Origin of the sequence: Haladaptatus sp. CMAA 1909 (assembly GCF_043952005.1) — an archaeon.
In the GTDB taxonomy this organism is placed as follows: domain Archaea; phylum Halobacteriota; class Halobacteria; order Halobacteriales; family Haladaptataceae; genus Haladaptatus.
Window position 1 is genome coordinate 666,226 of the sequence record NZ_JBIOAV010000002.1, and the last position, 23,842, is coordinate 690,067.

Annotated in this window: 21 protein-coding genes; 14 read left to right on the forward strand and 7 right to left on the reverse strand. The window is 61.4% G+C overall.

Annotated elements, in window-relative coordinates; translation table 11 throughout:
- Positions 1–12 precede the first annotated feature (12 nt).
- Complete coding sequence (locus ACGYLY_RS21195; RefSeq protein WP_395284562.1) at positions 13–1,461, forward strand: rhamnulokinase family protein; 1,449 nt, start codon at positions 13–15, stop codon at positions 1,459–1,461.
- A gap of 23 nt (positions 1,462–1,484) precedes the next feature.
- Here the strand turns inward: ACGYLY_RS21195 and ACGYLY_RS21200 are convergent, their stop codons facing one another.
- The gene (locus tag ACGYLY_RS21200; protein ID WP_395284561.1) at positions 1,485–2,261 is read right to left on the reverse strand and encodes an SDR family NAD(P)-dependent oxidoreductase; all 777 of its coding nucleotides are present in this window, start codon (positions 2,259–2,261) and stop codon (positions 1,485–1,487) included.
- Between the two features lie 161 nt (positions 2,262–2,422).
- On the opposite strand from ACGYLY_RS21200, the gene ACGYLY_RS21205 reads away from it, so the two are divergent.
- Complete coding sequence (locus ACGYLY_RS21205; protein WP_395284560.1) at positions 2,423–3,454, forward strand: alcohol dehydrogenase catalytic domain-containing protein; 1,032 nt, start codon at positions 2,423–2,425, stop codon at positions 3,452–3,454.
- A 3-nt stretch (positions 3,455–3,457) separates the two neighbouring features.
- Here ACGYLY_RS21205 and ACGYLY_RS21210 read toward each other — a convergent pair whose 3' ends face one another.
- Positions 3,458–4,234, reverse strand: a complete 777-nt coding sequence (locus ACGYLY_RS21210; protein WP_395284559.1) for an SDR family NAD(P)-dependent oxidoreductase — start codon at positions 4,232–4,234, stop codon at positions 3,458–3,460.
- A 309-nt stretch (positions 4,235–4,543) separates the two neighbouring features.
- On the opposite strand from ACGYLY_RS21210, the gene ACGYLY_RS21215 reads away from it, so the two are divergent.
- From ACGYLY_RS21215 to ACGYLY_RS21245, 7 genes are all read left to right on the forward strand, one after another.
- Entirely contained in the window at positions 4,544–5,953 is a 1,410-nt protein-coding gene (locus ACGYLY_RS21215; protein WP_395284558.1) for an ABC transporter substrate-binding protein, read from the forward strand.
- A 53-nt stretch (positions 5,954–6,006) separates the two neighbouring features.
- Positions 6,007–6,939, forward strand: coding sequence for a carbohydrate ABC transporter permease (locus tag ACGYLY_RS21220; RefSeq protein ID WP_395284557.1), 933 nt, complete (start codon positions 6,007–6,009; stop codon positions 6,937–6,939).
- On the forward strand, positions 6,939–7,769 hold the full coding sequence (locus tag ACGYLY_RS21225) for a carbohydrate ABC transporter permease (protein WP_395284556.1): 831 nt from the start codon (positions 6,939–6,941) through the stop codon (positions 7,767–7,769). Before ACGYLY_RS21220 ends, ACGYLY_RS21225 begins: the two co-directional genes overlap by 1 nt.
- A 78-nt stretch (positions 7,770–7,847) precedes the next feature.
- Positions 7,848–9,020, forward strand: a complete 1,173-nt coding sequence (locus ACGYLY_RS21230; RefSeq protein WP_395284555.1) for an ABC transporter ATP-binding protein — start codon at positions 7,848–7,850, stop codon at positions 9,018–9,020.
- A 3-nt stretch (positions 9,021–9,023) separates the two neighbouring features.
- Positions 9,024–9,683 carry a class II aldolase/adducin family protein gene (locus ACGYLY_RS21235; protein ID WP_395284554.1) on the forward strand — a complete coding sequence of 220 codons (660 nt, stop codon included), beginning with the start codon at positions 9,024–9,026 and terminating at the stop codon, positions 9,681–9,683.
- 92 nt (positions 9,684–9,775) lie between these two features.
- Entirely contained in the window at positions 9,776–10,927 is a 1,152-nt protein-coding gene (gene dgoD, locus ACGYLY_RS21240; protein ID WP_395284553.1) for a galactonate dehydratase, read from the forward strand.
- A 60-nt stretch (positions 10,928–10,987) separates the two neighbouring features.
- A complete protein-coding gene (locus ACGYLY_RS21245) occupies positions 10,988–11,968 on the forward strand; it encodes an amidohydrolase family protein (RefSeq protein WP_395284552.1) in 981 nt (326 codons plus the stop codon).
- Positions 11,969–12,311: 343 nt separating this feature from the next.
- Here the strand turns inward: ACGYLY_RS21245 and ACGYLY_RS21250 are convergent, their stop codons facing one another.
- A complete protein-coding gene (locus ACGYLY_RS21250; protein WP_395284551.1) occupies positions 12,312–13,391 on the reverse strand; it encodes a Gfo/Idh/MocA family protein in 1,080 nt (359 codons plus the stop codon).
- A gap of 99 nt (positions 13,392–13,490) precedes the next feature.
- On the opposite strand from ACGYLY_RS21250, the gene ACGYLY_RS21255 reads away from it, so the two are divergent.
- Positions 13,491–14,366 carry a sugar phosphate isomerase/epimerase family protein gene (locus tag ACGYLY_RS21255; protein WP_395284550.1) on the forward strand — a complete coding sequence of 292 codons (876 nt, stop codon included), beginning with the start codon at positions 13,491–13,493 and terminating at the stop codon, positions 14,364–14,366.
- Between the two features lie 54 nt (positions 14,367–14,420).
- On the opposite strand, the gene ACGYLY_RS21260 is transcribed toward ACGYLY_RS21255, so the two are convergent.
- On the reverse strand, positions 14,421–15,302 hold the full coding sequence (locus tag ACGYLY_RS21260; protein WP_395284549.1) for an EamA family transporter: 882 nt from the start codon (positions 15,300–15,302) through the stop codon (positions 14,421–14,423).
- A gap of 38 nt (positions 15,303–15,340) precedes the next feature.
- A complete protein-coding gene (locus ACGYLY_RS21265) occupies positions 15,341–16,474 on the reverse strand; it encodes a mandelate racemase/muconate lactonizing enzyme family protein (protein ID WP_395284548.1) in 1,134 nt (377 codons plus the stop codon).
- Between the two features lie 311 nt (positions 16,475–16,785).
- On the opposite strand from ACGYLY_RS21265, the gene ACGYLY_RS21270 reads away from it, so the two are divergent.
- Positions 16,786–17,625 (forward strand): NAD-dependent epimerase/dehydratase family protein, encoded by an 840-nt coding sequence (locus tag ACGYLY_RS21270; RefSeq protein ID WP_395284547.1) that lies wholly within the window; start codon positions 16,786–16,788, stop codon positions 17,623–17,625.
- A gap of 22 nt (positions 17,626–17,647) precedes the next feature.
- On the opposite strand, the gene ACGYLY_RS21275 is transcribed toward ACGYLY_RS21270, so the two are convergent.
- Positions 17,648–18,586 carry a dihydrodipicolinate synthase family protein gene (locus ACGYLY_RS21275; protein WP_395284546.1) on the reverse strand — a complete coding sequence of 313 codons (939 nt, stop codon included), beginning with the start codon at positions 18,584–18,586 and terminating at the stop codon, positions 17,648–17,650.
- A 128-nt stretch (positions 18,587–18,714) separates the two neighbouring features.
- On the opposite strand from ACGYLY_RS21275, the gene ACGYLY_RS21280 reads away from it, so the two are divergent.
- The 3 genes from ACGYLY_RS21280 (at position 18,715) to ACGYLY_RS21290 (ending at position 23,116) form a co-directional block, all read left to right on the forward strand.
- Positions 18,715–19,959: a mandelate racemase/muconate lactonizing enzyme family protein gene (locus tag ACGYLY_RS21280; protein WP_395284545.1), complete on the forward strand. Its 1,245-nt coding sequence runs from the start codon at positions 18,715–18,717 to the stop codon at positions 19,957–19,959.
- Positions 19,960–20,005: 46 nt separating this feature from the next.
- Positions 20,006–21,499 carry a glycoside hydrolase family 4 gene (locus tag ACGYLY_RS21285; protein ID WP_395284544.1) on the forward strand — a complete coding sequence of 498 codons (1,494 nt, stop codon included), beginning with the start codon at positions 20,006–20,008 and terminating at the stop codon, positions 21,497–21,499.
- A 399-nt stretch (positions 21,500–21,898) separates the two neighbouring features.
- Positions 21,899–23,116 (forward strand): mandelate racemase/muconate lactonizing enzyme family protein, encoded by a 1,218-nt coding sequence (locus tag ACGYLY_RS21290; RefSeq protein WP_395284543.1) that lies wholly within the window; start codon positions 21,899–21,901, stop codon positions 23,114–23,116.
- 47 nt (positions 23,117–23,163) lie between these two features.
- Here ACGYLY_RS21290 and ACGYLY_RS21295 read toward each other — a convergent pair whose 3' ends face one another.
- The gene (locus ACGYLY_RS21295; protein WP_395284542.1) at positions 23,164–23,838 is read right to left on the reverse strand and encodes a carbohydrate-binding family 9-like protein; all 675 of its coding nucleotides are present in this window, start codon (positions 23,836–23,838) and stop codon (positions 23,164–23,166) included.
- Positions 23,839–23,842: the final 4 nt, after the last annotated feature.

Sequence of the window (23,842 nt, forward strand, 5' to 3'; positions counted from 1 at the left end):
CGAAAGAACGGCATGAAACACGTAGCAGTGGATATCGGCGCTAACGGCGGCACGGTTTTCGCCGGAAGCATCGAAACCGGCCGACTGGACGTGGCCGAGATTTACCGGTTCGACAACAGGCCCACGGAGACGAACGGTCGATACGTTTGGGAGCTATCGAGGCTCCTCGATGGCATCGAAACCGGCCTCTCGTTGGCCGCCGAAGAACTCGACGGAGTCGACACGGTCGGAATCGACACGTGGGGACTCGATTTCGGACTGCTCCGCGACGGCGAGCCGATGGGCGACCCGTACTCCTACCGCGACCCGGCGGTGAGCGAAACGCGCGATGTCATCACCGATGCCGTCGGAAAGCGGTCGATATTCGACGCCACCGGACTCAACCACTGGAACACCCCGAACACGCTCTGGCAGTACCACGCGCTCGCCGAAAACGAACCGGACCGTCTCGCCGACGCGGACCGCCTGCTGATGATGCCGCAGTTGCTGACGTATCTCCTCGGCGGCGACCCCGTCACGGAAGTCACCGTCGCCTCGACGACGCAGATGTTGGACCCTCGGCGACGGACGTGGAACACCGACCTCTTAAACGACCTCTCGCTCCCGACCGAACCGCTGCCGCCGCTCCGGGAACCGGGAAGCACGGCCGGAACGGTGTCGGCGGAGTACCTCCCGTCGGAACCGGAACTGGTCCTCCCGGCGAGCCACGACACGGCGGCGGCCGTCGCCGGAATGCCGCTTTCGGACGGTGCGGCGTTCCTCAGCACCGGGTCGTGGTTCATCCTCGGACTCGTCGCCTCGCGACCAAACCGCTCGGCGGCGGCCTACGAGGCCGGACTCTCCAACGAACTGGGCTTCGACGACACCGTCCGTCTGCTGAAGAACGTGAACGGGTTCTTCCTGCTCGAAGAGTGTCGATGGGCGTGGGAGGAACACGGCGAGTCGGCGTCCTACGAGGAGTTGATAGCCGCCGCTCGCGACGTACCTGCAAAGATGACCCTCATAGATCCTGACGCGGAGACGTTTAGCATCGACGGCGAGATGCCGGAGCGGATAGCCGACTACTGCCGGGAGACGGGACAAGCGGTTCCGGAAACGAAGGGCGAAACCGTCCGCTGTCTCCTCGATAGCCTCGCGGTGAAAACGGCCGTCGCGCTCGACGAGATCGCATCCGTGACCGGTCGTGACCCGTCCACGCTCCACGTCGGCGGCGGCGGCGTTCGAAACGAACTGTTCTGCCGAACCCTCGCTGACGCGACCGGGAGGGTGGTCCGTGCGGGACCGACGGAAGCCACGGCGACGGGCAACCTCCTGACGCAGGCGGTCGCCGCCGGGTCGCTTCCCGACCTCGAAACGGGCCGCGAACTCGTCGAAGCGACGACGAATATTCGCACGTACGAACCGACGAGCAGCGGATGGGACGACGCAAAGACGACGATGCGCGAACTGGCGTCCCGGTGAACCAACGGCGGGTCCACTCCGCTTCAGCGCGAGGTGTAGCCGCCGTCGACGCGGACGATTTCGCCGGTCGTGTACGCGGACGCCTCGCTTGCGAGGTAAACGACGATTCCGCGGAGGTCGTCCGGTCGTCCGAGGCGTCCCATCGGCGTGTTGTCCACCCACTCCCGTTCCATCTCGGGGTCGGCTTCGAGGACCTCCTCGACGAGGTCGGTCCGCATGTACCCCGGCGCGATGGCGTTGACCCGAACGCCGCGGTCGGCCCACTCGACGGCCATCGACTTCGTCACCATCAACACGCCCGCCTTCGACGCGTTGTATCCGACCTGCGGCTGCGGAACGTTGACGTTGTACGCCGACATCGAGGCGATGTTGACGATGCGTCCCCCGTCCCGATCGAGCATTCGGCGACCGACGTGTTTCGCACAGAGGAACACGCCCGAGAGGTTCACGTCGAGCGTCTTCTGCCACGTCTCGTACTCCATCTCCTCGGCCGGGGCGTTCGCGGCGATGCCGGCGTTGTTTATCAGCACGTCTATCGGTCCGAGACGATCCGCTACCGTCCCCACCATCGCTTCGACTTCGGCTTCGTCCGTCACGTCCACCTCGACGGCGGTGGTATCGACGCCGATTTCTTCGAGTTCCGAGGCCGTCGCTTCCGCGGTTTCGATATCGACGTCGACTATCGCCACGTCGGCACCCGCCTCCGCGAGTGCGTCCGCCATCTCCTTCCCGAGTCCGCGGGCCGCTCCCGTCACGATGGCGGTCTCTCCGTCAAGTGCAAATCGGTCTAGTATGCCCATTCGTCCCGAATACTGTTCGTTCATCCATAGTAAATATTTCGCAGGTATTAGCGGAGACAATGTGCGGGTGAACGCGACCGGAACCCGAACATCCGTGCGGCGGCGCTACCGGGGGGGAGAAGATTTAACCGCCAGTCCCGAGATATCAGTCATATCCGCCTATGAAAGCAGCAGTACTGACGGATACCGGTTCCGTCGCCATCGAAGACCGAGAGAAACCGAACCCGGGAGCGAACGACGTCCTCGTCCGAGTGAACGCCTGTGGCGTCTGCATGACCGACTATCACATGTATCACGGGACGTTTCCCGTCGACTTCCCGACGGTTCCGGGCCACGAGAGTTCGGGGGAAGTCGTCGCCGTCGGCGACGACGTGTTGGACGTCGACGTCGGGGACAGGGTCGCCATCAACCCCTCCATTCCCTGCAACCGATGTCAGGCATGCGTGAGCGGGAACGAGAACCTCTGTGAGAACTTCACCTCCATCGGCGGCGCGGCCGACACCATCATCGACGGGGCGTTCGCCGAATACGTTCGTGCGCCCGCGGGGTACGTCGAATCCATCGGGGACGTTCCGTATCGGACGGCCGCGTTCGCCGAACCCCTCGCCTGCTGCATTCACGCCGTCGATCAGGTATCCCTCGAATCCGGCGACACGGTCGTCATCATCGGCGCGGGACCCATCGGCCTGCTCCTCGCCCAGACCTTCCGCGCGAGCGGCGCGGGAACGGTCGTCGTCTCGGAACCCGTCGACGAACGGCGCGAACTGGCGCTCGAAACCGGTGCCGACGAAGTCGTCGACCCCGTCGAAACCGAGTTGGCGTCCGAACTCGACGACCTCGTCGATAGAGTCGACATCGCCGTCGAAGCCGTCGGCCTCCCGGAGACCATCGAAACGGCCCTATCGCTGCCGTCCGCGGGCGGGACGACGCTCGTCTTCGGCGTCCCGCCGCAGGGAACGACCGTCGAAATCGACCCGTTCGACGTCTACTACGACGAACTCGAACTCGTCGGGACGTTCTCGCTCACCCCGAACGACTTCGCTCGCGCCGTCACGTTCCTCCGAAACGGGCGAATCGACGTCGATTCGCTCGTCACCGACGAGTACGACCTCGACGGACTTTCGGACGCGTTCTCGCAGATGGAGGACAAGGAGGGGTTGAAGAAGATGATCTACCCGAACGACGACCGATGACGCTCAGCGACTGTCCAACCGCCAACTGTCGATGGGGACCTGCCCGCCGTCGACGCGCAGTTCGTGGCCGTTGATGTAGTCGCTGGCGGGCGACGCGAGGAACGTCGTCGCTTTCGCGACGTCCTCGGGGTCGGCGAACCGCCCGAGCGGGTTGTTATCGAGTATCTGATTCCGAACGTCGTCGCTGAACTCCTCCGTCATCCGGGTGTTCACCCATCCCGGCGCGACGGCGTTGACGCGGACGCCCTCCCGGCCGAGTTCGAGCGCGAGGCTCTTCGTCAACCCGAGCAGGCTGAACTTTCCGACGTCGTAGGCGGGCGACATTCCGACGCCGTTCTTCGTGTGAATCGACGTGACGTTGATTATCTTCCCGTATCCGCGCTCGACCATCCCGTCCACGACCGCTCGGATGCAGTTCAACGACCCGTTGAGGTGGACGTCGATGTTCAACTCGAACGTGTCGTCGTACGCCTCGTCGAGGAACGGTCCGGCGTCGCCGACGCCCGCGTTGTTCACGATGATATCTATCGGTCCGAGACGCTCCGCGGCCGTCTCCACCATCGCTTCGACTTCGGCTTCGTCCGTCACGTCCGCGCCGATGCCGATGCACTCGACGCCCATGGCACGAATCTCGTCGGCGGTTTCCTCGGCGACATCCGGGTCCACGTCGTTGACGACGACGTCGGCACCGTTGGTCGCGAATCGTTTCGCCGTCTCTCTACCCATACCGCGGCCCGCACCGGTGACGAGCGCGGTCCGCTCGGACAAGTCACAGTCCATGTTCGGAGTGACCGAGTTGAGCCATATATTTGTTTCGCGAATTCACGAAGGAATAGGGGCCGCGATCGGTTGTAGTAAGGGCAATGCTTAATTATGAGTAATGGAATTATTCGCGTGGATAACTGTCGACGGAAACCGGTACCGAAGCCATCGACATCCCGCCGGACGGTTCGGTCGATATCGACGGCGTTTCGTCTAACGCGCACGCGGTCGATGCGACGAACCCGGCCGAACGCCTGCGGGGGACTGACCATCACCAGACACGGACAATGAACACGAGCAATCGAACCACGGCAACGGAGCCGACCAATGACGAATAGGACGCGCCGCGACTTCCTCGCGGTCGCCGGGACGAGCGCGGCAGTCGGCCTCAGCGGCTGTACGCGAGGCGGAGAGGCCTCGTCGGGGAGCAATACGAAGACGGTGGACCCGACGAGCGGCGACGCGAAGATCGACCTCTCCGAGTACACCGGCGCGAACATCGAGTGGAAGCAACACGAGGGGACGACCATCAACGTCGGAGCAGTCCAACACGCGTGGATAGACAACATCCGGCCGCTCGTCCCGCTGTTCGAGGAGTTGACGGGCATAAACGTGGTGTGGAACATCCTCCCAGAACAGCAGTTCCGGACGAAGCGGCTGACCGACGTGAGCACCGGAGCCGGGAAGTTCGACGTCTTCTTCATGGACCAAGTCGTCAACCAGTTCCGCGAAGCGGGGTGGCTCCAGTTCCTCGACCCGTACTTCGAACGCGACGACCTCTTCGACGAGAAGTGGTATCAACCGAACGACCTCCTCGGCGTCTGCCGCGAGGCGTGCCACGGGGCCGGTCGGACGAAGCACTGGACGGGCATGCCGATAACCGTCGAGGTTCACACGATGTTCTACCGGAAGGACCTCTACGAGAAACACGGCCTCTCGGTGCCGAAGACGACCGACCAGTTCCTCCACAACGCGAAGGTCATTCAGGAGCAAGAAGAGGGCATGTCGGGACTCGTCAACCGCGGGCAGAAGGGGTACGGCATGAACGTCTACACGATGGACGCGTGGATTCGGGAGTACGGCGGGAGCCTCTGGAAGCGGTACCCGGACGAGTCCGGCCTCGACACCGACGTGGCGAAGCGGGCGTGTCGGTACTACGTCGACGCGTTGCAGAAGTACGGCCCGCCGTCCATCGGGACCATGACGTGGTCGGAGGTGGTCGCGGCCATGCAAGGCGGCAACGCCGCGCACGTGATGAACGACGCGAACCTCTTCTGGGGAAGCTTCGCCGACTCCTCCCCCGACGGGGGCGAAATCGGCGTCGCCAAGATGGTGACGCCGACGACGAAGGGAAGCAAGTTCGCGCCGGGCGCGTTCACGTGGCAACTGTCCACGTCGAAGGCCGCGCGACACCCCGAGGCGGCGTTCCTGTTCATGCTGTGGGCGACGTCGAAGCCGACCCAACGGTGGATGTCGATTCAGCGGAACGCGTCGTTCCCGACGCGCCAATCCATCTGGTCGAAGAAGGCGTACAAGAAAAAGTACGGGAAGACGTTCAGTCGCGTGTCGCTGGAATCGCTGAGTGACGCGGTGACGGAACCGTACGACGCGATGTACCCCGTCTGGGCACAGAAGTACTCCATCCAGCTTCAGAAGGCCATCACCGGCGGCAAGTCCGTCGAATCGGCCCTCTCGAAGTCCGCACAACAGGCCGAACTCATCGTCCAGCAGGATTGAACCATGATACGAACACGTACCCACCGCAAATCGACGGACCATACCACCGAACCATGAGCATCGACACCCAAACGCGAACGGAGCAAGGAACGCAAGACGAGGGTCGGTCACTCTGGAACGAGTACCTCCCGGTGTGGCTCTCCACGCCGATGGTGCTCGTCGTCCTCCTCATCACGGTGTTCCCCGGAATCTACGACCTGTACCTCAGTCTCGTCAACTACAACTACGTCAACCCGGAACGAATCGGCACGTTCGCCGGACTGCACAACTTCAGGGTCATCTTCACCGACCCCGTCGTCTGGAAGTCCATCACGGTGACGGCGATATTCGTGACGTGCGCGCTGCTCCTCGAACTTGTCCTCGGGTTCGCGCTCGCCGCGCTGTTGACGAACGTGAAAAACAGGTGGGCGCGGACGTTCTACCGCATCGCGTTCATCCTGCCGATGGCCGTGGCCCCGGTCAGTCTGGCCATGATAGGGCGGATAATGCTCGACCCGCAGTTGGGCATCATCGCGTACACTATTTCGACGTACACGCCGTTCGCCGCGCCGAACTTCCTCACGGACGTCCCGCTGCTCACGGTCATCCTGATGGACACGTGGAACTGGACGCCGTTCATGTTCATCATCCTCTACGCCGGACTGTCATCCGTGCCCGACGAGTTGATAGAGGCGGCCCGCATCGACGGCGCGCCGACGTGGCGGACGTACGTCCACGTCGTCATCCCGTACATGAAGCCGGTCATCTTCGTGGCGTTCCTCATCCGCCTCATCGACCTGTTCCGGACGTTCGGGACGGTGTACGGCCTGACGCGGGGTGGCCCCGGGAACGCGACGAAGCTCATCAGCATCCAGATCTTCCAGACCGGGTTCACGTACATCGACATCGGCGCGGCGAGCGCGCTCGCAATCGTGTACCTCGTCATCGTCCTCATCATCTGTAACGTCCTGATTCGGGTCGTCGGCTTCGAGGGGGTGTTGGAGTGATGGCGGTTTCGGAACGCGCGAAAGCCGTCGGTCGTCACGCCGCGCTCCTCGCGTGGACGTTCGTCTGCCTCGCGCCGCTCGGGTGGCTCGCGTTCATGTCGCTCAAGCCGCCGGGAAAGGCGCTCGAACTGCCGCCGAAGTGGGTGTTCCTGCCGACGGTGTACAACTACCTCGAACTGGCGAACGACCCGTCGTTCGTCACCGCGTTCACCAACAGCGTCGTCAGCGTCACCGCCTCGGTCCTCATCGTGTTGGCCATCGGGATTCCGGGGGCGTACGTCCTCTCGCGGTACGACGTGCCGAAGAAACCCGACGTGCTCATCTGGATACTGTCGTCGCGGATGCTGCCGCCCATCGCGGTCGTCATCCCGTTCTTCGTGATATTCCGCACGTTCAACCTCTACGACACCATCATCGGGTTGGTGTTCATGTACGTGACGATCAACGTGGCGTTGGTCGTCTGGGTGATGAAGGCGTTCTTCGACGGCATCCCGCAGTCGCTCGAAGAGGCGGCGATGGTCGACGGCGCGACGCGCTCGCAGGCGTTCCGGAAGGTCGTGTTGCCGTCGGCACTCCCCGGCATCATCTCCGTCGCGATCATCAGCTTCATCTTCGCGTGGATCGAACTGTTGTTCTCGCTCATCCTCACGAACAACCGGGCGACCACCCTCTCGCTGGCGGTGTACAGCTTCATCGGGTCTCGGAACATCGAGTGGTCGATGCTGGCGGCCGCGTCGATGACGATGATCATTCCCGTGCTGTTACTCCTCGCCGTCGCGAACCGATACCTCGCGTCCGGTCTGAGCTTCGGTGCCGTGCTGAAGGAGTGACGGGGGAGTCCCATCGGATCGTTTATTTTCCGATATCGACGTGAAGGTTTATTTGTGAAGAACGACGATACTACTCCGATGGCCGGAATAACTATCGACAGCGTCGTCAAACGGTTCGGAGACGGACAGGGCGAGATCGTCGCCGTGGACGACGTCGACATCGACATCGGGGACGGCGAGTTCGTCGTCCTCGTCGGGCCGTCCGGGAGCGGGAAATCGACGCTGCTTCGGATGGTCTCGGGGCTGGAACAGCAATCCGAGGGAGACATCTGGATTCAGGACGAACTGGTGAACGGGAAGTCGCCGCGCGAACGGAACATCGCCATGGTGTTCCAGAACTACGCGCTCTACCCGAACATGACCGTCCGGGAGAACATGAGCTTCGGTCTCAAGATGTCGACGGACCTCTCGGGCGACGAAATCGAGGAGCGCGTGGAGCGCGTCGCGGAGACGATGGGCATCGAACGCCTGCTGGACAACAGTCCGTCCCAGATGTCCGGCGGCCAACGCCAGCGTGTCGCGCTCGGCCGGGCCATCGTCCGCGACCCCGACGCGTTCCTCATGGACGAACCGTTATCCAACCTCGACGCGAAGCTACGGACGACCATGCGAACCGAAATCAACCGTCTGCAGTCCGAACTCGACGTGACGACCCTCTACGTCACCCACGACCAGACGGAGGCGATGACGATGGGCGACCGACTCGTCGTCCTCGACGGGGGCGAACTCCAGCAGGCCGGCACGCCGCTCGAATGCTTCTACAAACCGGCGAACCGCTTCGTCGCGGGCTTCATCGGGTCGCCCTCGATGAACTTCTTCGAAGCCGAACGGGACGAGTCCACGCTCCGGTCGGACGGGTTCGACTACGAACTGTCCGAGGAACTCGCGACGTCCGTGGACCGGTACGACCGCGTGACCATCGGCGTTCGGCCGGAGGACGTCGAAGTCACGGAGGAACCGGAAGGCGACAACCAGTTCCGCTGTACCGTCGACGTCGTGGAGCCGATGGGAAGCATCCGATACCTCTACCTGAAACCGGTCGAGCAGTCACACGACGAGACGTTCGTCGTCGAAATCGACGGCCAGCGGCCGGTGAAGGAGGGCGACGAACTGTACGTCGATATCCCCGAGCGGACGGTACACCTCTTCGACACGGAGACCGGTGCCGCCATTCACCATCGAACCCTTACCGCCGAAGCCGAAGCCGAACTGACGGACCGAATGGCCGATGCCGGAGTCGCCTCGGAGTAACTCATGTCCGAAGAGAAAGACCAGTATCACGACGAACGCAGCGCCATCCGCGACTACGGGGTCGAACTCATCGAGCGCGGATTGACCGAAGGAACCGGCGGCAACCTGAGCATCAGGCTCGACGACGAACGCATCGCCATCAGTCCCTCGGGCGTCCCGTACGGCGACATCGACGTCTGGGACGTTCCCGTGGTGGACTTCGACGGCAACGTCCTCGCCGGGGACCGTGAACCGTCGACGGAGCTACCGATGCACCTCTCGGTGTACGAAGAGCGCAGCGACGTCGGCGGCGTCGTCCACACGCACTCGCCGTACGCGACGGCCTTCGCGGCGCTCGGTGAGCCGATTCCGGCGTCGCACTACCTCGTCGCCTTTGCGGGGACGGAAGTTCCCGTGGCGGAGTACCGAACCCACGCCACACCCGAACTCGGCGCCGCGGCGACCGAAGCGCTCGGCGACGAGTTCAAGGCGACGCTGCTGAAGAATCACGGCGTTCTCACCGCCTCGGACTCCCTCGCGAGCGCCTTCGACGTGGCACAGATGGTCGAGTACTGCGCCCGCATTCACCACCTCGCCTCGACGGTCGGAACGCCCGACATCCTCCCCGACGAGGAGATTCGCCGGATACAGGGCAAGTTGGAGAGTTACGGAACGAGCGAGTGAGGCGGGTTCCGGCCGCCACGTCCGAACCCGTTCGATTCACGCGATTCGGCGATGCGCGCAACGGTCAAGTGGCTTCGCTGTAAGTGTCGCGTATGCACATCGTCGACTACGAACTGTTCGAAGTGCCGCCCCGGTGGCTCCTCCTGCGGGTAGAAACCTCGGACGGAACGGTCGGCTGGGGTGAGCCGATCGTTCAGGGACGCATCAAAGCGGTTCGCGGTGCCGTTGAGGAACTGATGGCGACGTATCTCCTCGGCGAGGACCCGCTCCCCATCGAGAAGCATTGGGAGACGATGTATCGCGGCGGGTTCTTTCGGGGCGGTCCGATTCTGATGAGCGCCATCGCGGGAATCGACATGGCGCTGTGGGACATCAAGGGAAAGCGGTACGGGGCACCCGTTCACGCGCTCCTCGGCGGACCGGTCCGGGACAGGTTGCGGATTCACCAATGGATCGGCGGGGAGACGCCCGAGGACATCGCCGTCTCGGCCCGCGAGATGGTTGACGCTGGCTACTCGGCGCTGAAGCTCAACGCGACCGCCGAGTTTCGCATGCTGGCGTCGCCCGCCGCCGTCGACGCCGTCGAAGCTCGCTTCGAGTCGGTGAGAAGCGCCGTCGGTGACGGGATCGACATCGGGGTCGACTTTCACGGGCGAGTGTCGTTTCCAATGGCGAAGCGCGTCGTCAGCGCGTTGGACGAGTACGACCCGATGTACTTCGAACAGCCGGTTCCCCCGGAGCAGAACGACCGACTTCGGGAAGTCGCAATGCACACGACAGTACCGGTGTCGACGGGGGAGCGACTGTACTCCCGGTGGGAGTTCGAATCGGCCCTCGTCGACGGGGTCGCCGGCGTCTTCCACCCGGACGTCACGCACGTCGGCGGAATCACCGAGATGCGGAAGGTCGCCACGATGGCCGAAACGCACGACGTGGCGCTCGTTCCTCACTGTCCCGTCGGCCCCATCGCCCTCGCCGCGGCTGTACAGGTCGGATTCTGTTCGCGAAACGTCGTGGTGCAGGAACAGAGTTTGAACCTCCACGACGTGGACAAGAGCGGCGGGTTGGCCCTCCTCGACGATCCGACCGTGTTCGGGTTCTCGGACGGATACATCGCCGCGCCGGACGCTCCGGGGCTCGGAATCGCCATCGACGAGGAGCGGGTGCGGGAACGCGCGGAACACGACGTCATGTGGCACAATCCCGTCTGGCACCACGACGACGGCAGTCTGGCCGAGTGGTAACTCGCCCGCGACCGCCAACGGTCCGCGTTTAACACGTTGGAGGACGTACGTCGGGGGCGTATGAGGGAGATGAAAATCATCGGCGTGGAGGAACACTTCGTCTCGGACGGCTTCGTCGAGAAGGGTGCGGGGAGCGACCCCGGCGAAGGCGGAGAGGGAGATTCGTCGCCGACCGACCGACTCCGCGACCTCGGTGAAGGTCGACTGGCGGCGATGGACGAGGGAGGGATGGACGTACAGGTCGTCTCGCACACGCAGTTGGGGTCCGCGGAGATGACGGCGGAGGAATGGGTCGAACTCGCGAAGGACGCCAACGACGAACTCGCCGACGCCGTCGCCGCCCACCCGGACCGCTTCGTCGGGTTCGCCACGCTGCCGATGGCCGACCCCGACGCGGCGGTCTCCGAACTCGAACGGGCCGTCACGGAACACGGGTTCGTCGGGGCGGTCGTCAACGGAACGACCGACGGGCGGTTTCTCGACCATCCCAGCTACGACCCGCTGCTCGAACGGGCTGCGCGACTCGACGTTCCCCTCTACATCCATCCCGGCTATCCCCCACAGAACGTCGACGCTGCGTACTACGAGGGGTTCGACCCGGACGTCGACTTTTCGCTCGCCACGACGAGTTGGGGATGGCACGCCGAAACGGGACTCCACGCGTTGCGGCTGATCGCTTCGGGGGCGTTCGACCGCCACCCGGAATTGAACGTCGTCCTCGGGCACATGGGCGAGATGATTCCGTTCATGCTCGACCGAATCGACGACTGGCTCACACCGGTGGCGGACGTGGAACACGACGTTCCCCACTACTTCCGCGAACATTTCTGGCTCACTACGAGCGGGATGTTCGGCCGACCGCCGCTCACGATGGCGATTCGGGCCGTCGGCATCGACCACGTCATGTTCGCCGTGGACTACCCGTACAGTTCCATCGACGACGGCCGCCGATTGCTCGAAAACGCGGAACTCGTCCCCGCGGACGTGGAAAAGCTCGCCCACCGTAACGCCGAACGGCTCCTCGGATTGGACGCGGAGTGAGCTTCGAGATTCACGTGCGAGCCCGGCAGGGGAAATGGACATACGACCACTAATTTCCAACAATGATTAAAAATACATATAATTGCAAACACCACACAAACACCCCTGGTAAGCCATAAGGGGGACTATAGAAATTTATATCCTTATTGCAATTATTTTATTACTATATAAGAGATTTAAATATTTTATTTTTAGTAGTGATTGGAATTTGGCGGCGAGATGTCGGAGGTGCAACGTGAGAACTGTCGTGACGCCGCTCCGCAGAACAGTGTACGTAGAGAAACGATCGAAGGGAGGGTTGTATCGTGCGGTTGCCGGCACGAGCGTCGCTCGGAATCGGGGTTTATGCGAGACGGACGGGCGTTCCCTGGTCGGCCGAGGCGTAGATGGCCTCGATAATCTCGACGGCTTTGCGTGCCTCCCGTCCGTCGAGCATGAAGGGCGCGTCGTTCGTCAGCGCGTCGAGATAGGCCGCGATGTTCCGGCGGTGGTACTCGTAATCGATGGACATCGGGTCAGCAGCACCGCCACCGTTAGTCGTCTCGGTGAATTTCGTACGAACCTCCGAGTCGTTCGGCTGTTCCTCGCGGAATTCCCACGTCACGAGTTCGTCTTCGAGGAGCTCCGCGGTGCCCTCACGTCCCCCGAGTTGGACGCGCTTGAGTGACCCAGGATACATCGAAGTCGTACCGAGGAGTTGGCCGAGCGTCCCGTTCCGAAACCGAAGGACGGTGACGGCGGTATCTTCGACCTCCATCCGTTCGTCGTCGTGTGCGAGCCTCCCCGTGTACGCAAACACCTCCTCGACCGGGTTTTCGTCCCCGTGGAGGTTCATGGTCGCACCGGCGAGCCACTGAACGGCATCCACGCTATGAATCGACTGGTTCATTACCGCGCCGCCACCGTCGAGTTCCTCGGTTCCCTGCCACGCCCCCTCGTAATAGTCGTCCGGACGCCACCACGGCACGTACGCGTTCGCGACCGCGAGCCGACCGAATCGGCCCGACGCTGCCGCGTCGTACATCGTTTCGACCACGGGATTGTACCGCTGTGGGAAGACGCCACCGAGTCGAACGCCCGCCGTCTCGCACGCCTCGATCATCTCGTCGATGCGCTCGGTCGTTATTTCGAGCGGTTTCTCACAGAGGACGTGAACGCCGCGGTTCGCCGCGGCGAGCGTGGGTTCGAGGTGGGCACCGCTCGGCGTGCAGACCACGAGGACGTCGGGGATCATCTCGTCCAACATCGTCTCCGTGTCCGCATAATGGTTACAGCCGTACTCGTCCGCAAACTCGTCACCCTTCTCGGCCGTCCGGCAGGATCCGGCGACGAGTTCGGCGTTCGGCAGGTCATCTATCGATTCCGCGTGCATCTCCGCCACCGCACCGATACCGGCGATGGCGATACGGAAGTTCTCCGTCATTCGATTCGAGACGTCTCACGGCCACCGCAAAAGGATACCGGTCATTTCACCGGCGTCGAAACTGTTAACACCGTCACGGCCGTCCTGAAAACCGACATAATGGCATCAGACACCGCACAAAAACCAACGACCAGCGACGGCAGTAGCTTCGTTCTCTCCGGATTCGCGGACGAAATCGATCCCGACCTGAAAACACAACTCGACGTCCTCGAAACGCTCGATATCGACTACTTCGACCTCCGAGGGGTCGACGATACCAACGTCCTCGACTTGGACGACACTGCACTCGAACGCATTCGGGACGCCATAAACGAGCGCGGCATCGCCATCTCCTCCATCGGCTCACCCATCGGGAAAATCGACATCACGGAGGATTTCGAACCTCACAAGGAGCGCTTCGAACGCGCCATCGAGAGTGCGGACTTCTTCGACGTGGAGTACGTTCGCATCTTCTCTTACTACATCCCGGAGGGTGACGACCCGGCGGACCACCGAGACGAAGTCATGCGACGGATGCGCTGGAAAGCCGAGCGCGCGGAGGAAGCAGGTGTGACGCTCGTCCACGAGAACGAGAAGGACATCTACGGCGATACCGCCGAACGATGCCGTGACGTCCTCACGACCGTGGACTCCCCGAATCTCCGCGCCGCGTTCGACCCGGCGAACTTCGTCGAGATAGGGGTCGAGGCCTATCCGTACGCGTTCGCACTGCTGGCCGAGTACGTGGAGTATCTCCACGTCAAGGACGCCGAGATGGGCGAACGGGGAGAGATACGACCCGCCGGAGAAGGCGACGGGCGATTCGACGACTTGATTCGTGTCCTCGACGCGCGGGGATTCGACGGTTTCGCCTCGCTCGAACCCCACCTCCAGTACGCGGGAGCGAGTACGGGACTGAGCGGTCCCGACGGGTTTCGGACCGCGGCCGATGCGTTTCGATCGGTCCTCGCCGAGGGGGGTGCGAACTACGAATAGGAGACGATCGTTCGAGTTCCACCGGTCACTTTCGAGCGAAACGGTGACGGAGGGTCAAATCGCGATAAACCCGACCCCGAACACGGCGATAACTGCCGCGACGAGACGGATTCGGAGATCCTCTTCGTTCAAGACGACTCCGCCTAACAATACGGCGACGACCGCCTGCATACTGAGGATCGGTGACGCGATGCTCGCCGGGATCCGTGTGAAGGCGAGCGCGATGAAGTGTTCCCCGACGATCAGAATCGCCCCCGAGAAGACGAGTTTCGGAAGCGACCCGGTGAACTCGGAATGCCAATCACGGGCCGCTAGCGGTGACAGGAGGGCTGCCGTGCCGCCGAGTTTGAGGATGACCCACGTCGTCCTCGGAAACGCCAACTCCTGAAGGACGACCCGCTGTGCGACGTTCAAAATTGCCAAGACGAACGCACTCAGGAGTGCCAACTGTGCGGGCCGGTACGTCGTCGCTTTCAACACCGGTGTCGCCAAGTTGCCACCCTGATAGTTCGCAACGTACACCGCCAGCGTGGCCAGCCCCACACCGAGGAACTGAACGGCCGTCAGCCGCTCGTCGAGGAGGACGATTTCGAACGGAAGCACGAACACGGGCGTGATTTTGCTGATCGGCGCGACGTACGACACTTGCCCGATTTGAATCGAGTGAAACAGGAGGAACAGACCGGCAGCCAAGAACACGATGGCGCCGAATACGACCGCCCAATCGGTCCCGGAATATCGTGCGGGGAGTGTCATCGGCGTCCCGGTCACTACCGCGACGAGCGCGTACCAGCCCGCCGCAGAGGCGAAGGTGATCGTCATGAAAACGGTAGACGGTACCCGACCGAACTGATATTTGTTGAGAAAGAGGAAGTATCCCCAGACGACGGCCCCGATGACCGCGTACACCATTCCGCTGTCGAGGACTGCATCCATGGTCGGTGATGGGATTCAAAGCACGTGTGAGTACCGGTTCAGTCCAGTCGGTACCGTTCGACGGCGTCCTCGTCCACCGTGATTCCGAGTCCGGGTTCCTGTGGCACCTCCAACATGCCTCCCGTGGGGTCGATTCGGTCGACCAGCAGGTCGTCTCGAAGGGGGTTCTCGCTTCGGTCGAACTCGAAGAGGAGCGGTTCCGGGACGTGGTCGAGGTGTGGATACGCCGGAACGCTCGCGGCGAACTGGATCGCCGCCGCCAACCCGACGCTGCTGTTCCACATGTGGGGACGAACCGCCACGTTTTCCGTCGTCGCCATATCGGCGATACGGCGCGCTTCGGAAAGACCACCGCACCGACCCAGATTCGGTTGGACGATGTCGACGGTTCGGTCGTCGATGAGTCGTTTGAACTCGAATCGGTTGAAATGGGCCTCGCCCGCCGCTATCGGAACGTCGACGAGGTCTCGTACCTGCCGATATCCCGAATGGTTCTCCGGGGGAACCGGTTCTTCGACCCACGCGATGTCGAACTCCGAGAGGTTCTCCATGGACCGAGCGACCTGCTTCGGTCGATAGTTCCCGTTGAAATCGACCATCAAGGACGCGTCGTCGCCGAGTATCTCTCGGGCCGTTCGGACGCGTTCGACGTCGTCTTCGAACCCGCGACCGATCTTGATCTTCGCCGCGGTGAATCCCTCCTCGACCGCTCGCTCTATCGGTTCGGCGGGGTCCTGGCCCCATTCGGTGACGTACATCGTCGACGCGTACGGGGTGATCGAAGTCGTCTTCGTCCCGCCCAACAGTCGATGCACGGGGCGGTTTACGCTCTTTCCGATGAGATCCCACATCGCAACGTCGATACCGCTGAGCGCACATTGGACGATGGCACTCCCGCCGAAGTGATACCCGTCCACGTACGACCGTTCCGCGAGTGATTCGACTTCGAAAGGGTCCATTCCGACGATTTTGTCCGCGAACAGTTCGTCTATCAAGGTCGCCGTCGTCCGTGCCGGGGCGAACGCTTCACCCCAGCCGACGGCTCCATCGTCGGTCGTCAGTTTGACGAGCGTCGTCGATCGAGTGGTATGAATCCCACGTGCACTCCCGACGCCGCGGCCTTTGTCGAGCGAGTGTGAGAGTGGAATCGCTTCTATGTCGGTGATTTCCATATTGGTTTTTCCTTGTTGTCCGGACCAGTGTCCGGTGTAATTGACGTCGCTAGTTGTGACGGTGGTAGTTGCGACGAAATCCCGTTACGGAACAGCCCCGTAGAACGCATTCGTCCCGAATTTCGTCGGGGTCACCACCCATAATTTATGTCTCTTTTCGACCTACGGTCGGAATTCCCTTCGGTACCACATATGTGTTTCGGGAACAGTGACTCCCTTCGGCGACGAGGACCACGCGAACTGAAGCGATCCGTTCACAGGTTTCGTTCGGAGGCACAGGTTTATGGTCTGTCCCCTTGTTCTTTCGACCGATGAACGTTCTTTTAACGGGTACCTACGGCCGGTGTGGGACCGCCATTATCGACCATCTCCACGACCGTCACGAGTACGAGTTCACGTATCTGAATCGTTCGGACCGTCCCGACGACCATCCGTACGGAGACTTCGACACCGTGGTCGCTGACGTGTCGAATTACGAAGCGATTCGACCCGCCTTCGAGGGACAGGAGGCTGTCGTCCATCTCGCGGCCTATCCGTACGTGGATGGGACGTGGGAGGACGTTTTCGAACCGAACGTCCTCGGGATGCTCAACGCGCTGGAGGCCGCCCGCGAGGCGGAAGTCGAGACGTTCGTTTTCGGTTCGACGAATCACGTGGTCGGGATGTACGAGCGGGAGAATTCGCCCGAGATTTATCATCGCGATACCGACATCGTACTGGACCACACCGTTCCCGTGCGTCCGGATTCGTTTTACGGCACCACCAAGAGCTTCGGCGAAAATCTCGGTCGATACTACGTCGAGAACTACGACTACCCGAAACGGTTCTACGCGCTGCGAATCTGTAGCGTCCGAAGTAACGCGTACGACCATCCGTACGGCGACGCCGAAAGCGGAGTCGAAGACGGTGAGTACGAACGGGGCAGCCCGGAGTACGAGGAGCAAGTCGCACGGATGAAGGCGATGTGGCAGTCCCGACGCGACTTCGCCCACCAAGTCGACTGCTGTCTCGAGGACGAGAATGTCGAGTTCGACGTGTTCTACGGCGTCAGCGACAACGACAGACGGTGGTTCGACTTGGAACACGCGCGGTCGAAAATCGGCTATCGGCCGCAGGACGACGGTGAGGAGTGGAACGAGCCGCCGGAATGAACCGTACGTGATTCGGACGAGATCATCCTATCAATCGCTCGATGTCGTCGTCCAGTTGTCGGTACAGGTCCTCGGCCCGATGTTCCTCCTCCTCCGAAAGCGGGACGATCGGCTCACGAACTTGCCCACCGTTGAGACCGGCGAGGTCGAGTCCCTTCTTCACCGCCGGGACGCTGATCGCTCCGGGAAGGGAGTTGTGCTGGCCGGTTTCCCCGCGGAAGTTCTGATACGGTAAACAGATGTTCCGGAGCTGTCGGGCATACTCCCACTCCCCGGCCGAAAGCGCGTCGAAGAGTTCGATGCCTACTTCCGGGCGGAAGTTACTGACGCCGGCGGAAAAGCCTTCGATACCCTCGTTCCAGTACGAAATCGAATACGGCTCCGCGAGTCCGTCGATCCAGACCGTCTCGTCGTCCCCAGCGGCGATGCTCGCCCCGAGTTTTACCGGGTCTTCCAGTGCGTATTTTATACCGACGATGCCGTCGATCCCGCTCATATCACGGAGAAATGCGACCGATGGATCGAACCCGCGAACGTACGGTACGAACGGCGTCTCGGTGACGGACGTGAGTTTTCGATAATACCGGAGTAGTCCCTGTTCGTGAACGTACGTATGGTCGGGTGGCATTATCATCATGGCGTCGACGCCGACGTCGTCGTAATCCTTGATGAGTCGTCTTGCGTCCTTCGTGTTTCCCCCGACTCCGGCGAGAATGCAGGCGTCAGAAGGGAGCGCGTCGGTGTTCGTTTCGGCTATGTCCACCCGCTCTTCGTGTGTCAGTGAGTGATATTCGCTTATATTTGCCGTCGAGAGAAACGTTCGAATACCGGCCTCGTATATCGTTCGAGCGTTTTCTTCCATCTTCGCGTGGTCGACCTCCAGTTCGTCGTCAAACGGCGTCAATAAACCAACTGCGACGCCTCGAAGGCGCTCCCTCACCGTATCGTCTGACAAAGACATAGTTGAGAATTCATCCCGTAGGATATAAGTCCTGCTATCATTTTGATTTCACAATTGATGACAGAACGATGTGACACGGTTTCGGTATCGAGCTAGTAGTTTAAGTTCTCGTCACCGATGGTAGGAATATGAACATCATCGATGTTCGCGGGTACGCACTGTCGTCACCGATCGATCCACCTCAAACGCGCCGTTTTCACGCAGGGAGACGTCGACTTCTGAAACGGGACGTCGTCCTCGTCGTCGTCGAGACGGCGGACGGAACCCGTGGGTTCGCACCCGCGGGCGCGAGCAGTTCCGCGATGCGGGAATATTTCGACGGCGCGTCACAGGCCACCTTCGCCGACGTGATCAACGGACCCGTCGCTGACGAGTTCGAAGGCGAAACGATCGACGAAATCAAACAGGCTCACGCCGTCGTCGCCGCGATGGACCTCCCCGAGCGTCTCCGTAGTCAAGTCAAATCCGTAGTCGACGTGTCGCTGTACGACCTGCTCGGGAAGGAAGTCGGAGCACCGATTTACGAACTGCTTTGCGAACGTCACGGGACGACACCGACCCCGGAACTTCCGTTGTATGCGAGCGCGGGAATGTACATGGAACCGGAGGGCTACGTTCGACAGGCAAAACTCCTCGATGACGAAGGGTTCTTCGGATACAAGTATCGTCCGGGCATCGGACCTGAAGGCGACCGCCGGATCGTCGAACGCCTCGACGAAACCGTGGACTTGGAGATCATGGTCGATGCACACACGTGGTGGAAGATGGACGACCGGTCGTACGGACGGGAAACCGTCCGGTCCCTCGTCGAGCACGCCGCGGAGCACGATGTGTACTGGGTCGAGGAACCGGTGGAACCGGATGACTACGACGGATATCGCGCTCTAAGCGGAGACGTCCCGCTCGCTGGAGGCGAGAGCGAGGAGTCCGCGGCGGGATTGGTCGAACTCGGACGCACCGGCGCAGTCGACTTCCTGCAAGGTGACGTACGTCATCACGGGGGATTTTCGGGATGTTGGAACGCCGTGGAGTTCTGTATTGACCGACCCGTCACGTTCGTCCCCCACAACTTCGGGACGTGGCTCGGTTTGATCGCGAACGCACACCTCACCGCGGCCGCACCGCAAGCGGAGTTGCTGGAATATCCCGTCTTCGAGAACGACCCCGCGCTCGATTCGTCCGGTGAACCGGGGATGTATCCCTTCGAACTGGCGTTCGATATCGTCGATGGAACGCCGGACATCGACACCGGCGTTTTGGCGGTCCCGGACGGACCGGGATTGGGTATCGAAGTGAACATGGACGTCGTCGAGGACTACCCGTTCGTCGAGGGTGCGTGGACCGAATTTCAGTACGACGAGGCGTCGAGTTAAAGGGCGAGCATAACACCTAAGACCCATGTGAAAGATACTACAGTCCATGGTGAATGATCAGCAGCTGATCGGCCAGAGTAGCCACCAGCAATCGCTTCCGAAACTCCCGGACGACCGCGTCAAAATCACCTATATCGGCGGTGGGAGTCGGCAGTGGGCGCCAAATCTGTTCCGCGACCTCGCCCTCTGCACCGAGGTCGAAGGCGAGGTAGCCTTGTACGACATCAACTACGAGAGCGCCGAACTCAACGCGGAATTCGGAAACTGGGTGCAGGAGCGCGAGGGGGCGGTGGGTGACTGGGAGTACGAGGCGGTCGAGGAGCGGGACCGGGCGCTCGACGGTGCCGATTTCGTCATTCTCTCCACGCAGTTCAACCCCGCCGAGACGTTCGTTCACGACCTCGACATTCCGGAGGAGTACGGGATATACGGGGCCGTCGCGGCGACCATCGGTCCCGGCGGGATACTGCGTGCGATGCGGACGATTCCAGTGTATCGTGAATTGGGTGCCGCTATCGGAGAACACTGTCCCGACGCATGGGTACTGAACTACACCAACCCGATGACGTGGGCGACCCGCGCACTGTACGAGGCGTTCCCCGATATCAACGCGCTCGGGTTATGCCACGAGGTGTTCCACGCACAGGACATGCTGGCCGATTTGGTCGGTGAGTATTTCGACGTGGAACGACCGGACCGCGACGAGATCGACATGAACGTCAAGGGAATCAACCATTTCACGTGGGTCGACGAGGCGTACTGGCGTGGAATCGATCTCTTCGACGTGATCGATTATCACTTGCAACAGGACGGCGCGACGCGGGAGTTCAGCGTGGCGGAAATGGCGGACGAGGACCCGTTCGTCGACAACAATCAGGTGACGTTCGAGTTGTATCGGCGGTTCGGGGTTCTTCCCGCAGCGGGTGATCGGCACCTGGTCGAGTACGCCCCGTGGTTCATCCAAGGGACGATGCCCGACGACCTCAACCGGTGGGGAGTCAAGCGGACGACGAGCGAATACCGCAGTCAACACTGGGAGGACGACGCGACGGACCATCAGACGTACGACGTCAAGTCGTGGATGGACGGACGGGAGGAGTTTTCGCTCGCCGAATCCGGCGAAATCGCCGTCGACCTCATCCGAACGCTCACCTCCGGGGACATGATGAAGACGCACGTAAATCTCCCCAACCGTGGACAGATATCGGACCTCCCCGACGGAGCGGTAGTCGAAACGAACGCGCTGATAACGCCGAACAACGCCAAACCGATCACCGCCGGTCCGCTTCCGCGACCGGTACGCACGCAACTTCGAACCCACGTGGACACCCACGAAACGCTCATCGAGGCGGCCGTCGATGGAGGGAACGTGGACCTCGCGTTTCAGGCGTTCCTCAACGACCCACAGGTCAGGTCGCTCCAGACGGAGACCGCACGGGAACTGTTCGCCGAACTCGTCGATGCGGAAGCGGACTATCTCGACGAGTGGGACCTCGGAGGTTCCGCTGTCCTCTCGGAATCGGACGCCTACCAGCAGTAACTTTCGACCCGTTTTGGTCTACGGCTTGCGACCACCCGCGATGTGTTTTTGACCAACTGTTAGAAGAGTCGAGTTTTCGAAGCGGGACACCGTTTTCCGTATCGGACAGTATCGTTCGATAATACCGAATCAAGGTGTGCGCGTTCCTTTCGGGCCCTCCTGCACGGCATTATTACAGTAGTAGTCCTGTAACGGGACGCCGGAAACCGGGGGGTTTACGACGGTCTGTTCGGTCATACCGAACGGGTCCGGTGCGAGGGCCGCCGTAACCCGAACGGCGTACGAATCAGCGTCAATCGGTGTCGTTGTGACCCCACCAGGCGAGTGGTTCCACGCCAGCGACGATTATCGCAGGCGAATAATTATATAAACCATCTACGTGTACGGTAGTCCAGAGAGATGCAAATTGCCGATATACAGGCGTATAACCTGTCGTCCACGCTCGATCCTCCTCGGGAATACCAACTCTACAGCGGGCGGCGGCGGATACTCAAGCGTGATTTGGTCCTCGTAACCGTGGAAACAGTCAGCGGTGAAATGGGGTACGCACCGGTCGACGCCAGTAGTTCAGTAATGAGGGAGTTTTCCACCGATGGAAGCCTCGATGACTTCGTGACGGTGATCGAACGGGCGATCGCCCCCAGTTTGAAACGGGAGAAGATCACGTCAATAGAGACTGTCGGGAAGATAATCAGACAGACGACACTGTCCCAGGAGTTCAAATCCCGGTCCACAGCGGCTCTCGACATCGCGCTCTACGATATAGCGGGCAAACAACACGGGGTACCGGTGTACGAACTGCTCGCCGAGGAAGGCGACGGTACCCCCGAAATCCCACTCTACGCGTCGGGAGGGATGTATCCCTCACCGGACGACGTGGCCGCCGAGGCGAAACGAGTCGCTGAGGACGGTTTCGAGGGATACAAATATCACGTCGGACGGGGACCGGACGAGGACAGGGAAATGATACGCCGCGTTCACGACGCCGTCGGTGAACGAATCGATGTCATGGTCGATGGACACACGTGGTGGGGTTTCGGGCAGCGATCATACGACCTAAACACCATCGTCGACCTCGTATCGGACCACGGAACGTACGGTGTTCGATGGGTGGAAGAACCGATCGAGCCGAGCGACCACGAACGGTACCGCCACATTTCGAAACGGACCGGTGTACCGTTAGCGGGCGGGGAAAGCAAAGCGATGCCGGAGGACCTGATCGAATTGGCGAAGACCGGCGGTGTCGACTATATACAGGGCGACGTTCGACAACACTGTGGCTTCTCCGGCTGCCGAAAAGTCGTCGAATACTGCCGCGAGTCGCCGGTTACGTTCGTGCCACACCACTTCGGAACGGAACTCGGACTGGTCGCAAACGCCCATTTGGCGGCGTCCGCGCCCGAGACGCCGTTCCTCGAATATCCGATCTACGAGGACGGAGGTATGCCGGGGATGTACCCGAATCCGCTCGCGACCGACATCCTATCGACTCCGCTCGAAATAAAAGACGGAACGCTCGAACTTTCCGACGACCCCGGACTCGGTATCGAGGTGAACCGCGACGTTATCGATGAATATCCGTACGTCGACGGCCCGTGGACAGAGTTCGTCCGTTGAACGTACCCGCGCTTTCCCGTTTCGGTGGTGAGATGCCTCCAACCCCGTCAGTCGAATGTGAACCGACCGAAATACGTGGGGGAGTGATACGCAGGCACCTCCGTCGGCATGGGATTCCACGTCGCCTTCTGTTCGTCGGAGGGAACACCGCTTCGGTACACGTTCGCCCTCCAAACGGAATCCGAATTCGGGTCGATGTCGATACCCGTCAGCGACCGAAGTACCGAAAAGGGAAGTGCGGCAGCCAACCACCACCCTTCGTCGTCGTCACGTGGTTCGCGCGTCGGTCCTTCGATGGACGTTTCGACACGGACTCGTTCGGCCACACTCGCCGGGACGAGATCGCGTCCGATATCGCGTTCCTGCCAGCCCGTTTCCTGCCACGCCAGTTTGAAGTAGCCACAACAGTTTGCTTCGAAGTTGAAGTACCGTGAATCCTCGTTCGGATTTGGGTCGGCGAACAGTTCGACCGAACTGTCCCGATACGTCGGTCCGTTCAGGTCCGTTACGAGCGAAGAGATGTTGTGGTCCTCGACGTGAAACTGTAGATACAGCGCATCGTCGTCGTACAGTATCCGTGCTGTCAGCGACGGCTTCGGGCCGTCCCGGTGCCAATTGAACTGATCGACGTCGATTCGGTTAGCTTCGGACCACGGTGTTCCCTCGACGTCACCATCGAGTCGAACGCCGTCGGATACCGATTTGATAGTGGTTTCTCTCATACTT

Bases quoted from the DNA above. Each gene is read 5' to 3' on its own strand.
- ACGYLY_RS21195 (WP_395284562.1), top strand. From the start codon at position 13: ATGAAACACGTAGCAGTGGATATCGGCGCTAACGGCGGCACGGTTTTC.
- ACGYLY_RS21200 (WP_395284561.1), bottom strand. From the start codon at position 2,261: ATGGGCATACTAGACCGATTTGCACTTGACGGAGAGACCGCCATCGTG.
- ACGYLY_RS21205 (WP_395284560.1), top strand. From the start codon at position 2,423: ATGAAAGCAGCAGTACTGACGGATACCGGTTCCGTCGCCATCGAAGAC.
- ACGYLY_RS21210 (WP_395284559.1), bottom strand. From the start codon at position 4,234: ATGGACTGTGACTTGTCCGAGCGGACCGCGCTCGTCACCGGTGCGGGC.
- ACGYLY_RS21215 (WP_395284558.1), top strand. From the start codon at position 4,544: ATGACGAATAGGACGCGCCGCGACTTCCTCGCGGTCGCCGGGACGAGC.
- ACGYLY_RS21220 (WP_395284557.1), top strand. From the start codon at position 6,007: ATGAGCATCGACACCCAAACGCGAACGGAGCAAGGAACGCAAGACGAG.
- ACGYLY_RS21225 (WP_395284556.1), top strand. From the start codon at position 6,939: ATGGCGGTTTCGGAACGCGCGAAAGCCGTCGGTCGTCACGCCGCGCTC.
- ACGYLY_RS21230 (WP_395284555.1), top strand. From the start codon at position 7,848: ATGGCCGGAATAACTATCGACAGCGTCGTCAAACGGTTCGGAGACGGA.
- ACGYLY_RS21235 (WP_395284554.1), top strand. From the start codon at position 9,024: ATGTCCGAAGAGAAAGACCAGTATCACGACGAACGCAGCGCCATCCGC.
- dgoD (WP_395284553.1), top strand. From the start codon at position 9,776: ATGCACATCGTCGACTACGAACTGTTCGAAGTGCCGCCCCGGTGGCTC.
- ACGYLY_RS21245 (WP_395284552.1), top strand. From the start codon at position 10,988: ATGAGGGAGATGAAAATCATCGGCGTGGAGGAACACTTCGTCTCGGAC.
- ACGYLY_RS21250 (WP_395284551.1), bottom strand. From the start codon at position 13,391: ATGACGGAGAACTTCCGTATCGCCATCGCCGGTATCGGTGCGGTGGCG.
- ACGYLY_RS21255 (WP_395284550.1), top strand. From the start codon at position 13,491: ATGGCATCAGACACCGCACAAAAACCAACGACCAGCGACGGCAGTAGC.
- ACGYLY_RS21260 (WP_395284549.1), bottom strand. From the start codon at position 15,302: ATGGATGCAGTCCTCGACAGCGGAATGGTGTACGCGGTCATCGGGGCC.
- ACGYLY_RS21265 (WP_395284548.1), bottom strand. From the start codon at position 16,474: ATGGAAATCACCGACATAGAAGCGATTCCACTCTCACACTCGCTCGAC.
- ACGYLY_RS21270 (WP_395284547.1), top strand. From the start codon at position 16,786: ATGAACGTTCTTTTAACGGGTACCTACGGCCGGTGTGGGACCGCCATT.
- ACGYLY_RS21275 (WP_395284546.1), bottom strand. From the start codon at position 18,586: ATGTCTTTGTCAGACGATACGGTGAGGGAGCGCCTTCGAGGCGTCGCA.
- ACGYLY_RS21280 (WP_395284545.1), top strand. From the start codon at position 18,715: ATGAACATCATCGATGTTCGCGGGTACGCACTGTCGTCACCGATCGAT.
- ACGYLY_RS21285 (WP_395284544.1), top strand. From the start codon at position 20,006: ATGGTGAATGATCAGCAGCTGATCGGCCAGAGTAGCCACCAGCAATCG.
- ACGYLY_RS21290 (WP_395284543.1), top strand. From the start codon at position 21,899: ATGCAAATTGCCGATATACAGGCGTATAACCTGTCGTCCACGCTCGAT.
- ACGYLY_RS21295 (WP_395284542.1), bottom strand. From the start codon at position 23,838: ATGAGAGAAACCACTATCAAATCGGTATCCGACGGCGTTCGACTCGAT.